An 11,685-nucleotide genomic window follows, 5' to 3' on the forward strand; every position below is an offset into this window, starting at 1 on the left:
CTGGGGTAACGCTCGGCTAAGGTCAGGTGTCCTGCCCGGGAGCCGAGGTCGCCTGCATGTCGTTCGCCAGTCCGCTGTTCCTGTGGTACTTCACGCCGATCGTGCTCGTCGCGGTGCTGATCTGCCCGCGCAGCTGGCGCAACGGGATCGTGGCGACCGCGAGCCTGATCTTCTACGCGGCCGGGGCCGGGCCGAGCACGCTGCTGCTGCTGGTCTGCATGGTGGTCAACTTCCTGGCCGGGCCGCTGCTGGAGCCGGACGAGTGGAACCTGGCGCGCAGCCGGCGGCGGTGGGTGCTGATCGGGGCCATCGCCGTGGACCTCGGGGTGCTGGTGGTGTGGAAGTACGCCGGCTTCTTCACCCAGCAGCTCGAGGGGTTCGCCCGGCTGCTCGGCGGCGACTTCCCGGTGGTGCATCTGGCGCTGCCGATCGGGATCTCGTTCTACACGTTCCACCACATCTCCTACGTGGTGGACATCTACCGGGGCGAGCGGCCGGCGCTGCGCAACCCGGTGTCCTTCGTCACCTACATCGCGATGTTCCCGCAGCTGATCGCCGGTCCGATCGTGCGGTACCGGGAGATCGCCGACCAGCTGCCGCAGCACCGCACGCATCCGCTGGACGACATCGCGTCCGGGTTCCCGCGGTTCGCGCTCGGCCTGTGCAAGAAGGTGATCATCGCCGACTCGCTCAGCCCGATCGTGGACGCGTGTTTCGCGACGCCGAGCGACCAGATGACGTTCGCGATCGCCTGGCTGGGTGCCATCACGTACACCCTGCAGCTGTACTTCGATTTCTCCGGATACTCGGACATGGCGATCGGACTCGGTCGGATGCTCGGCTTCCGGCTACCGGAGAACTTCGCCCGGCCGTACTCGTCGGTCACCGTCACCGAGTTCTGGCGGCGCTGGCACATGTCGCTGTCCCGGTGGTTCCGGGACTACGTCTACATTCCGTTGGGCGGCAACCGGCGCGGCGCCGCACGCACGTACCGCAATCTGATCATCGTCTTCACGCTGACCGGCCTGTGGCACGGCGCCAACTGGACGTTCCTGGTGTGGGGCCTCTACCACGGCGCACTGCTCATCGTGGAGCGCGGCTACCGCCGGGAGGCCGCCCCGCGCTCCCGCCGATCCCTCATCACCCGCCGGACCCTGACCATGGCCCTGGTGATCTTCGGCTGGGTCATCTTCCGCGCCCCGGAACTTCCCGATGCCCTCACCATGATCGGCCACATGCTCCTGCCCGACTTCGACGGCCTCACCGACGTCGTGGCGGCCGCCGTCACCAACCAGCGCCTGATCATCCTCCTGGCCGCCCTCGCCGTCTTCTTCCTCCCCGCCCACCCGGTAACCGGCCCCCTGCTGGAGTCCTCCCGCAGCCGCCCCGCCGCCATCCTCCGCGTCACCATCATGACCGGCGGCCTCCTCTACGCCGCCATCCTCATCGCCACCGGCACCTTCAGCCCCTTCCTGTACTTCCAATTCTGATCACCAGGAACGAGGTCAGGCCGCTGGCGGCCGCCGGTGAGGAGGACCTCGTCGTCGTGGGCGTGGAAGTCCACGACGGTCGCCGTTTGAGCGGTACCTTTGGCCGCCCGGTGCTCGTAGAGTGCGCGCCATGGCGGACGGGGCCGGACGGGGGCTGAGCTGGGGTGTGGCGGGGTTGTGCGTGGTGGCGGGAGCGTCGCTGGTCAACCCGGTGGCGGTGCTGTCCGGCGGGGGACGCTGGTTCGGGCTGGACGACCTGACGACGCGGGTCATGGATCCGGACCTGCCGTTCATGATCGGGGCGGCGGCGCTGGCCGCGGTTGTGGGAGTGCTGGTCCTGCGGTGGTACCGGGTCGTGGGCTGGGCCGCGCTGCTGGCGGTCGGGGCGCTGTTGAGCACGGCCGGGGTGATTCCACTGCTGAGTGGCCTGGACGGGGACAGCCGGTGGTGGCCGTATGCGGCGATGGGGGCAGGCCCGGTTCTGGTGGTGCTTGGGCTGCTCGGTGGCGCCAACTGGTTGCTGCACACGGCCGGAACGGCGGTCGCGGCACCGGTGATCGCGACCGCCTTCCTCGGACCGCTGCCGATGCCCTTCGTGCTCGCCACGAGGTGGAACGGAGAACTGCTGGAGGGGGTGACCTACACGCTGGCCGTGGTCGCTCCGGTCGCGGCCATCGGGATCCTGGTCATGGCGCGGGCACTGCGCCGGCAGCCGGTACCGCCGGCACCGACCTGGCTGGTTTCGGCGGCCGGCATCGGCGCGGGTGTCCTGCTGCTCGCGCCGGACCTGGTCGACCGGATCAGCAACGCACCGGGCGCCGCCGGCTTGGAGAGCGGGCTGTTCAGGCCGGCGGCCCAGGACTGGCGCGACGACCGGATGCTGGGGCTCGGGATCACCGGCGCCGCGATGGTCGCGGCGGCAACGGGGCTCGCCGCGCTGCTCGGCAGGCGGGCACTGGTCGCCACGCTGGGTGCCGGGCTGGTGCTCTACGGCATCCTGTTCCCGCAGTCCTTCTCCGTCGTCGGGCTCGGGAACCCGGTGCTCATCCTGATCGTCATGCTGGCCGGTGCCGGCCTCGGCGTGGTCGCGGCGGCGACCCGGTGGCGGCACGTGTTCGCCGGGGTGGCCGGCGGGTTGGTCGCGCTCGGCACCATCGGCTTGCTGTTCGGCATCGGCGCGAACCCACCATCGCGGAACCAGCCGGCAGCGCTGCTGATCGAGCCGGCCGTGGCCGCACCGCTGGGCTGGCTGCTGCTTGCCGGGACCGCCTTCGCGTTGACGACCGGGGTGGTGGCGGCCGGGTCGGCGGTGCGCGAGGGCGGCCGGCTGCCGGTCGCGCTCGGGCTGATCGCGGTGGCGATCCTGGTCGGCCTGACCAACGTGGGCGGTTTGGTGAACCACAGCGCGGTCAGCGGAGGCGATGTGCGCAGCCCGGTCGTCCTGCTCGGGCTGCTGTCCGCGGTGACGCTGGCGACCGGCGCCGGACTGATCGCGGCGCTGCACCGGCCGGTGCCGGCGGCGCCCACCGAGCCGGCTGAGCCGCGTGAACCGGAGCCGGTCCGCGCGAGCTAGGCCACAGCCGGCCACGACGTAGAGTGCCGGTGTGTCCGAAGTGGAGGGACCGCCGCGGGCGGTGGCATGGTTGGGGCTGGTCGCGGCCGGTGCGCTGGTCAGTCCGGTGCTCGCGGTGTCGGGCGGGGACACGCAGGGCGGGGTGTTCGCGTTGCCGTTCGCGACCGGCTCGGCGGCGCTGGCGGCCGGGCTGGCGCTGCCGGCCATGCGGCGGGACCGGGCCGCCGGGTGGGTGTGGGTGCTGCTGGCCGGCACCCTGCTGTGCGCGGCGCTGCCGGTGCCGCTGATCGGCACGGACGACCCCGTGGCCGTGGGGTGGTGGTGGGCCTGCGCGCGGGGAGCGGCACCGGTGCTGGTCAGCCTCGGCCTGCTCGGCGCCGGCAACCTGCTGCTGCACACCGGGGGCGCCAGGGCCGCGGTGCCGGTGATCGCCTGCACCTTCACCGTCAGCACGGCGGGCGTGCTCGCGGCACTCCTGCTGCGGGAGGCATTCGCGGTGCTGGTCTGGTGCGGGCTCGGGCTGGGACTGACCGGGCTGGCGGCGGCCATCGGCATCGCGGTCCGGGTGTCGGTGCTGCGCTGGCATGCGGAGCCGGCCGCGCCGAGCCGGACGGTCCTGGTCGCCGGGATCGTCGCCGCGGTCCTCCCGCTCGGGCTGGACCTGGTCGAGCGGATCGCCGTCGGGTCGGATCGGACCGCGCTCGGGATCGCCGGAGTCGCGGTCACCGCGGTCGGCATCGCGCTGGCGGCGCGGCTCGGCCGGCGCGTGCTCGGCGCCGTGCTGGCCATCGTCTTGATCGGCTACGGCTGCGGCCTCCCGCTCAGCTATGCCGCCGGCTCAGCCGCGTTCCAGGGCTCGCCACCGGTGGTGGGCCTGGTCGTGTTCTTGGTGGGTGCGGCACTCGGCGGGCTCGCGGCGGCGACCCGCCAGCGGCACGCCTGGGCCGGGGCGGCCGCCGGACTGGTCCTGCTCACATTCCTGGCCTGGGTACTGGACACGACGTCGGACGACGCGGTGCTCGACGACGGGTTGCTGCCGGCACCGCTGGCCTGGCTGCTGCTCGCCTGTGCGGCCTTCGCCCTGGCGGCCGGGGCGGTCGCGGCGGCGGCCACGATCGGACCGCACGGGCCGCTGCCGGTTGCGCTCGGGCTGATCGCCCCGGCGATCTGGCTCGGCCTGAGCGAGGCCGACACGCTGGTGAACGACGGTCCGCTGACCACGGGAGACGGGGCGCAACTGCTGGTGCGAAGCGCGATCTCCGGCGTGCTCCTGCTCGGCGGCGCCGTGCTGATGACGGTGCTGCGCCGGCCGGAGCCGCGGCCCGGCGAGCCGAGCGAACCCGGGGAACCGCCACCCGCGTAGATCCGGAAGGATCGGGGACGTGACGGCGGTCATCGCGGCGGTCAGCAGCGTCCTGGTGGCGGTGCTCGCAGGGTTGTTCGCCTACCTGAACAGCCGGGCGGCGAGCGTGCGGCAGGACCGGCTGGCGCGGGTGAACGCGCAGTTGGAGGAGCTGTACGGGCCGCTGTTCGCGTTGTCCCAAGCATCGAACGCGGTGTGGCGGACGTTCCGCGAGCGGCACCGGTTCGGCATGGTGTTCGTGCCCGCCGCGGAGTTGACCGAGGAGCAGCGGCAGGTCTGGGTGCGGTGGATCCGGGACGTGTTCCTGCCGATGAACCGGCGCGCCTACGAGGTGATCGTGACCAAGGCGCACCTGCTCGAGGGCGAGGAGATGCCCCGCTGCCTGCTGGACTTCTGCGCACACGTGGCCGGGTACGAGCCCGTGGTGCGGGGCTGGGAGGACGGGGACATCGCCGAGATCGGGTCCATAGTGGACCATCCCGGCTCGACCTACCTGGACTACGTCCGCGAAACCTTCGCCACGCTGAAGAAACGACAGCTGGAGCTGCTGCGCGCGACCCGGTCCTGAGTACGGTGGGCGCGTGGACGCCATCCTGGACGACGTCGCGGCCCGCTGGCCGGTGTACGTCTCGATGCCGTTCATCGCCGCGATCATCGGATACGTCACCAAGCTGGCCGCCATCCAGATGATGTTCCGGCCGGTCGACTTCATCGGCATCCCACCGGTTCTCGGCTGGCAGGGGGTGGTGCCGCGGAACTCCACCCGGATGATCGGGACGGCCGCCGAGCTGATCACCACCCGGCTGGTGGACCCGGCGGAGATCTTCGCCCGGCTGGACCCGGACCGGATGGCCGAGGAGATCGAGGCGCCGCTGCTGCGCGCGGTGGACCGGGTCACCCGGGAGCTGATGGCCGAGCAGGCGCCGGCGCTGTGGGCGTCGATGCCGGCGCTGGCCAGGGACATGGTGGTCAAGCAGGTGCAGGCCTCCTCGCCGGCCATGGTGCGCCGGATCATGGCCGAGATCCGGGCGAACATCGCCGACGTGCTGGACATCAAGCAGGTCGCGGTTTCCGCGCTGGAGCGGGACAAGGAGTTGCTGGTCCGGTTGGTCCGGGACATCTCCCGGCCGGAGATGGCGTTCATCGCGCGGTGCGGGATCTACTTCGGACTCGTGCTCGGTCTGGTGCAGACGGTGGTGTGGTCGCTCACCCACGCACCGCTGGTGCTGCCGTTGTTCGGCGCGACGATCGGCCTGCTCACCGACTGGCTGGCGATCAAGCTGGTGTTCTTTCCCCGGGAGCCCAAGAAGATCCTCGGACTGGTGCCGTTCCAGGGGATCTTCCAGCGGCGCCGGGACGAGGTGGCCCGCCAGTACGGTGCGCTGGTCGCCCGCGAGGTGATGACCGTGCCGAACATCGTGACCGGGCTGCTTTCCGGGCCGCGCTCAGATCGATTGATCGCACTGATCCAGCGGGTGGTCCGGCAGACCGTGGACGAGCAGGCCGACATCGCCCGGCCCCTCGTGTCCGTCGCGATCGGGGCCCGGCGGTTCGAGGATCTCAAGCACGCGGCGGCGGACCGGGCGGTGGCCTACCTGTCCGCGACCGCCCTGCACGCCACCGACTACGTCACCGGCGCGATGGACGTGGCGGACACGATCGCCGGCCGGATGCGCCGGCTGTCCCGGGTGGAGTACGAGGGCCTGCTGCGCCCGGCGTTCCGGCAGGACGAGTGGAAGCTGATCGGCGTCGGCGCGGTCATCGGAGCGCTGGTTGGCGAACTTCAGGTGCTGCTGTTGCTCGGCTGAGCCGGCGGGGACGACCGCGCAGCACGGAGATCGTCCAGCAGACCAAGAAGATCAGGAACGAGATCGTGGTGACGAACGAGCTGATCGGCGCACCCGGCGCCAGCGAGAGCACGATGCCGCCGACCGCGGACACCACGGCGAAGATCACCGCGAGAACGGTGGCGCGCAACGGGCTCGCGGTGATCCGGCAGGCCGCCGCGGCCGGAGTGACCATCAGGGACAGCACCAGCAGCGCGCCGACGGTCTGCACGCCCAGCGCGGTGGCGATGCCGACCAGCACGGCGAACACCGGGGTCAGCACCCGCACCCGCACGCCGCGGGCGAGCGCCACCTCGGGGTCGACGCTGGCGAACAGCAGCGGCCGGTAGAGCAGCGCGAGCACGCCGAGCACCAGCACCGTGCACACCGCCATCTGCACCAGGCTGACCGAGTTCACGTTGATCACCTGGCCGAACAGCAGACCGAACTTGTTGGTCGCCCGGCCGCGGTAGAACCACAACAGCAGCACGCCGAGGCCGAGGCCGAACGCGAGCAGCACGCCGATCAGCGAGTCGTGGTCGGCGTTGCGCCGGGACAGCAGCCCCAGGATCAGCGCGGCGATCACGGCGCCTGCGATCGCCCCGTAGCCGATGCCGATGCCGAGCAGCAGCGCGGCGGCGCCGCCGGTGAAGGACAGCTCGGCGGTGCCGTGCACGGCGAATGCCATGTTCCGGCTGACCACCAGCGGCCCGAGCACCCCGGCCAGCACCCCGAGCACCAGGCCGGCGAGCAGCGCGTCGCGGACGAAGTCCTCGCCGAGCAGGTCGAGGGTCAGCTGCCAGTCGAACAGCTGGTCCATCAGGCCTCCCCGAGGTGGTGCGGGGCGTGGTCCTCGCACAGGCCGCTGTGCGCGCCGACCACGTGGATCTGGCCGCGCACCCGCAGCACGTCCACCGTCGTGCCGTACAGCTCGGAGAGCGTCTCGGAGGTCATCACCGCCTCCACCGGGCCGATCCGGAACCGGCCGTCCACCAGGTAGAGCACCCGGTCGACCAGCGGCAGCACCGGGTTGATCTCGTGGGTGACGAACAGCACGGCGCTGCCGGCGGTGCGCCGCCGCTCGTCGATCAGCCGGCTGACCACCTGCTGGTTGGCCAGGTCGAGGGACAGCAGCGGCTCGTCGCAGAGCAGCAGCCGCGGGTCGCCGGTCATCGCCTGGGCCACCCGCAGGCGCTGCTGCTCACCGCCGGAGAGCAGGCCGACCGGACGGTCGGCGTACCCGAGCGCGCCGACCGCCACCAGGGCCGCCTGCACCCGGCGCCGCCGCTCCCGGATCCGGGACAGGCCGGTCCCCCACCGGTGCCCGTCCCAGCCGAGCCCGACCAGGTCCCGGCCGCGCATCGTCACGGTCGGGTCGAGCGCGCGCTGCTGCGGGATGTAGCCGATCCACTGGTTCGCCCGTCCGGGTGCCGCGCCGGCCACCTCGACGGTGCCGGCGGAGAGCCGCTGCAGGCCGAGGAGCACCCGGAGCAGGCTGGTCTTGCCGGACCCGTTCGGGCCGAGCACCGCGACGAACTCGCCGGGCCGCACGTCCAGGTCGAGGTCGCGCCAGAGCACCCGGGCGCCGTAGCCGAGGGTGGCCCCGCGCAGCCGCACGACCGGTCCCGCGGTGTCCGGTGTGGACACCCGGAGTGCCGGCGAGGTTCTGGTGCTTGGGTCCACGGTCATGTCCCGGCCATCGCGTCCGCGAGCGCGTCCACCTGCGCGCTCATCCAGTCAACGTAGCCGGTGACGCCCTCGGGCAGCGTCTCGGTCACGGCGACGACGGGCACGCCGCCGGCCCGGGCCGACTCGATCAGGCCGTTGGTCACCGGCGTCTCGGCCTGGACGTTGTTGACCAGGGCGGAAACCCGCTTGCCGGTGATCAGCGCGGTGACCTCGGCGACCGCGGCCGCCGGCGGGTCGGTCTCCTCCTCGACGGCCTCGCTGAACTCGGCCGGGGTGACGTCGGTCAGCCCGGCGGTCTCGATCAGGTAGGCGGCCACCGGCTCGGTGGCGGCGACCGTGCCGCCCGGCTTCGCCGCGCCGATCGCGGTGGTCCTGGTGGTCAGCTCGTCCAGGCGGGTGCCGAAGGATTTCACGTTGCCGGCGAACAGGTCCGCGTCGTCCGGGGCGATCTCGGCGAGGTCGGCGGCGACCGCGTCGGCGACCTTGCGCACGGTCGCCAGGTCGTACCAGACGTGCTCGTTGGCGCCGTCGGGCTTGCCGGAAACGGCGAACGCCTCGATCGCGTGGCTGTCCGGGCCCATCCGCTCGGTCAGCGGGGTGATGAAGTCGTCGTAGCCGCCGCCGTTGTAGACCACCAGCCGGGCCCGGGCCACCGCGGCGGCGTCGGCCGGGGGGACCTCGAAGGAGTGCGGGTCGGCGGACGGATCGTCGATCACCGAGCGGACGCTGACCTTGTCGCCGCCCACGGCCCGCACGACGCTGCCCCACACGTTGGTGGAGGCGACCACGGCGATGGTGCCGGGAGGGTCCGCCTGCGGTTCGTCCGACGTGCCGCAGCCGGTGACGGCCACGGCGACGGCGGTCACCAGCCAGGCTGGGCGAAGCCCCATCCGTACTCCCCGGGGTTGAAATGGAAACCGTTATCGGATTCAGTTTAGGCGACCGGACCGGCTGCTGTCACACCCGGCGGGCCGGGAACCGGGCCGAGCGACGTTGCCCGGGTGGGCTTCTGGAATTGGTTCTGGAACGTTACGGTCAGGCAATGGCGCGCTCAATGCACATGCGGAGACCGGCGACACTGGCGTCGCTGGCCGCCGAGCTCGGGGTGTCCAGGACCACGGTGTCGAACGCCTACAACCGGCCCGACCAGCTCTCCCCCGAACTGCGCCGCCGGGTACTGGAGACCGCCCGGCGGCTGGGCTACCCGGGCCCGGATCCCGTCGCGCGCTCGCTGCGCACCCGCAAGGCCGGCGCGGTCGGCCTGCTGCTCACCGAGAACCTCTCCTACGCCTTCCGCGACCCGGCCGCGCTCGGCTTCCTGGAAGGGCTGTCGATGGCCTGCGAGGGCGCCGGCCAGGGCCTGCACCTGGTGCCGGTGAACCCCGAGCGGGAGGACGTGGCCGCCGTGCACCGGGCCGGCGTGGACGGGTTCGTCGTGTACTCGGTACCCGACGACGACCCGCACCTGGCCGCCGTGCTGTCCCGCCCGGTGCCGACCGTGGTGTGCGACCAGCCGCGGGTGGAGGGCGTGGACCGGGTCGGCATCGACGACCGGGCCGCCATGCAGCAGCTCGCCGAGCGGTTGATCGCACTGGGACACCGCCGGGTCGGGGTGCTGTGCATGCGCCTGGCCCGCGACCGGCACGACGACTTCGCCGGAACCGAGCGGCAGCAGAACGCGCACTTCCACGTGCAGAAGGCCCGGCTGGCCGGGCTCGCCGACGCGTTCGCCTCGGTCGGCGTGAACTGGGCCGAGGTGCCGGTGGTCGAGCGGTTCGACCACAGCAGCACCTGCGGCGCGGCGGCCGCCGCCCAACTGCTCGACGCCGAACCGGACCTGACCGCCGTGATCTGCACCTCGGACATCCTCGCCCTCGGCGCGCTGACCGAGGCCCGGCGGCGTGGCCTGCGGGTGCCGCAGGACCTGACCGTGACCGGGTTCGACGGCATCGCCGAGGCCGAGCGGGTCGGCCTGACCACGGTCCGCCAGCCCGTGCTGGACAAGGGCAAGGCGGCCGGCAAGCTGCTGCTCGGCGCGGTCGAGCACGGCCGGCCGCGACAGATCATCCTGCCCACCGAGGTGATGGCCGGATCCACCGCCGCGCCGCCGCGCACCGCAGAAGAACGCTGGTTCGGCCCGTGAGCGGGAGGCTCGGCCGCGGTGCCGGCTGGACTGAGGAGCAGCGCAGCCGCGAGGAACGAGCGGCGAGCAGCGCACGAGGGAAGCCGGCGCCAGCAGCGGTCGCGCGGGAGCGAACCATCAACACCGTGAGCGGGAGCGCGACCGCGGTGCCGGCTGGACCGGAGGAGCAGCGCAGCCGCGAGGAACGAGCGGCGAGCAGCGCACGCAGGGAAGCCGGCACCAGAGCGGTCGCGCGGGAGCGAACCGTCAACACCGTGACGTTCATCAAATGACCAGCCTGAATCGAGCGCGGCGTGGCCGCGGGAAGGCATATTTGGCGGCGGGTGGACCGACCGCTGGAGGTGCCATGACCGCGATCGACGAGCTGCTGAAGCGGCACACCAGGGCGGCCGACCGAGGCGCCCCGCAGGTGCCGACGCCGGTGCCCGCCCTGGGGCTGGCGGTGCTGACCTGCATGGACGCCCGGATCAAGGTGTTCGACGTGTTCGGCCTGCGGCACGGCGAGGCGCACATCCTGCGCAACGCCGGCGGCATCGCCACCGACGACGCGATCCGGTCGCTGGCGGTCAGCCAGCGCAAGCTGGGCACCCGCGAGGTCATCGTGATGCAGCACACCTCGTGCGGCCTGTCGATGATCACCGAGGACGAGTTCAAGGACGAGCTGGAACGGGACACCGGCCTGCGCCCGCCGTGGTCGATCGAGGCGTTCCGCGAGGTCAAGGACAGCGTGCGGCAGTCGGTGCTGCGGGTGCGCCGCAGTCCGTTCCTGCCGCACCGCGACCTGGTCCGCGGGTTCGTCTACGACGTGGGCACCGGCGGGCTGACCGAGGTGCTCTGAGCCACCGCCGCGAGGATGTCGAACCAGGTGTCCTTGGCGCTGATCAGGCCGTCCGCGTCCAGGCTGACCAGGTCGATCCCGGTGAACGTGAGCGTCCGACCGGTCGGCTCGATGGTCACCGGACCGAGCCGTAGCGGCCGGGCCAGCTCGCCGCGCACGGTGCTCTCCCACACGTAGTAGTCCGCGCCGCACCGGATCCGGTTCAGCTCGAAGGACAGCTCCCGCCAGTTGCCGAGCGCGGCGGTGAAGGCCCCGTGCATGGCCGCCCGGCCGGTGATCTCCGGCCCGCCGCCGATGTGCAGCCGGTACGAGCCGTTCGGCGCGTGCCGGGCGACGATCGCCTCGACGTCTCCGGCGTTCCAGGCGGCGTCGTACTCCCGCGCCAGCCGCTCGACCGGCAGCGGCGGCGGGGTCATCGCGGCGATCATCGGTGCCGGGTCGAAGTAGGCGAACCCCTCGGTGGCCCGCCCGTCCCGCAGGGTGAACCGGTCCGCGCCGCGGATCTCCACGCCGCCGCCGGTCATCACCCATTCGATCAGCACGCCGTCGGCCGTCTCGCCCCAGCCGGTCGGGGTGAGGGTGTGGTCGGGCATGGCGCGCAGCAGGTTCGCCATGTACCCGGGCAACGCGGAGCGCGGCACCGTGCCGAGCGGGTTGCGCAGCTCGCACCCCTCGTGCAGCAGCTCCGGCCATCCCGCGCCGTCGTGCTCAGCCCAGATGCGGGTCCAGTGCTCGACGAACTCCTTGGCCTCAGCCATCTCTC

The 11,685-nt window shown here is 72.3% G+C and carries 12 protein-coding genes; 8 read left to right on the plus strand and 4 right to left on the minus strand.

Features of this window, described 5'->3' with window-relative positions:
* Window positions 1-56 precede the first annotated feature (56 nt).
* From VFV67_RS14235 to VFV67_RS14255, 5 genes are all read left to right on the plus strand, one after another.
* The gene (locus VFV67_RS14235; RefSeq protein ID WP_326470291.1) at window positions 57-1,490 is read left to right on the plus strand and encodes an MBOAT family protein; all 1,434 of its coding nucleotides are present in this window, start codon (window positions 57-59) and stop codon (window positions 1,488-1,490) included.
* 130 nt (window positions 1,491-1,620) lie between these two features.
* The gene (locus VFV67_RS14240; RefSeq protein ID WP_326470293.1) at window positions 1,621-3,063 is read left to right on the plus strand and encodes a hypothetical protein; all 1,443 of its coding nucleotides are present in this window, start codon (window positions 1,621-1,623) and stop codon (window positions 3,061-3,063) included.
* Between the two features lie 31 nt (window positions 3,064-3,094).
* Window positions 3,095-4,426: a hypothetical protein gene (locus VFV67_RS14245; RefSeq protein WP_326470295.1), complete on the plus strand. Its 1,332-nt coding sequence runs from the start codon at window positions 3,095-3,097 to the stop codon at window positions 4,424-4,426.
* A gap of 19 nt (window positions 4,427-4,445) precedes the next feature.
* A complete protein-coding gene (locus VFV67_RS14250; RefSeq protein WP_326470297.1) occupies window positions 4,446-4,994 on the plus strand; it encodes a hypothetical protein in 549 nt (182 codons plus the stop codon).
* A 13-nt stretch (window positions 4,995-5,007) separates the two neighbouring features.
* Window positions 5,008-6,234, plus strand: a complete 1,227-nt coding sequence (locus VFV67_RS14255) for a DUF445 family protein (protein WP_326470299.1) — start codon at window positions 5,008-5,010, stop codon at window positions 6,232-6,234.
* Here VFV67_RS14255 and VFV67_RS14260 read toward each other — a convergent pair.
* From VFV67_RS14260 to VFV67_RS14270, 3 genes are read right to left on the minus strand one after another with little or no spacing between them, the layout of a single operon-like run.
* Window positions 6,185-7,072: a metal ABC transporter permease gene (locus tag VFV67_RS14260; RefSeq protein ID WP_326470300.1), complete on the minus strand. Its 888-nt coding sequence runs from the start codon at window positions 7,070-7,072 to the stop codon at window positions 6,185-6,187. The two genes, VFV67_RS14255 and VFV67_RS14260, sit on opposite strands and share 50 nt — an antisense overlap.
* On the minus strand, window positions 7,072-7,941 hold the full coding sequence (locus tag VFV67_RS14265) for a metal ABC transporter ATP-binding protein (RefSeq protein WP_326470302.1): 870 nt from the start codon (window positions 7,939-7,941) through the stop codon (window positions 7,072-7,074). The genes VFV67_RS14260 and VFV67_RS14265 overlap by 1 nt, the downstream gene beginning before the upstream one ends.
* Window positions 7,938-8,831, minus strand: coding sequence for a metal ABC transporter solute-binding protein, Zn/Mn family (locus tag VFV67_RS14270; RefSeq protein ID WP_326470304.1), 894 nt, complete (start codon window positions 8,829-8,831; stop codon window positions 7,938-7,940). Before VFV67_RS14270 ends, VFV67_RS14265 begins: the two co-directional genes overlap by 4 nt.
* Window positions 8,832-8,983: 152 nt before the next feature.
* Here VFV67_RS14270 and VFV67_RS14275 point away from each other — a divergent pair, with 152 nt between their 5' ends.
* From VFV67_RS14275 to VFV67_RS14285, 3 genes are all read left to right on the plus strand, one after another.
* Window positions 8,984-10,084: a LacI family DNA-binding transcriptional regulator gene (locus tag VFV67_RS14275; protein ID WP_326470306.1), complete on the plus strand. Its 1,101-nt coding sequence runs from the start codon at window positions 8,984-8,986 to the stop codon at window positions 10,082-10,084.
* A 125-nt stretch (window positions 10,085-10,209) separates the two neighbouring features.
* Window positions 10,210-10,356 carry a hypothetical protein gene (locus VFV67_RS14280; protein ID WP_326470308.1) on the plus strand — a complete coding sequence of 49 codons (147 nt, stop codon included), beginning with the start codon at window positions 10,210-10,212 and terminating at the stop codon, window positions 10,354-10,356.
* Between the two features lie 74 nt (window positions 10,357-10,430).
* Window positions 10,431-10,922, plus strand: a complete 492-nt coding sequence (locus VFV67_RS14285) for a carbonic anhydrase (RefSeq protein WP_326470310.1) — start codon at window positions 10,431-10,433, stop codon at window positions 10,920-10,922.
* Here VFV67_RS14285 and VFV67_RS14290 read toward each other — a convergent pair.
* The gene (locus VFV67_RS14290) at window positions 10,883-11,680 is read right to left on the minus strand and encodes a nuclear transport factor 2 family protein (protein ID WP_326470312.1); all 798 of its coding nucleotides are present in this window, start codon (window positions 11,678-11,680) and stop codon (window positions 10,883-10,885) included. The genes VFV67_RS14285 and VFV67_RS14290 overlap by 40 nt on opposite strands.
* Between the last annotated feature and the right edge of the window lie 5 nt (window positions 11,681-11,685).

It is taken from the genome of Actinophytocola sp. (assembly GCF_035762905.1).
Lineage (GTDB): Bacteria > Actinomycetota > Actinomycetes > Mycobacteriales > Pseudonocardiaceae > DASYTH01.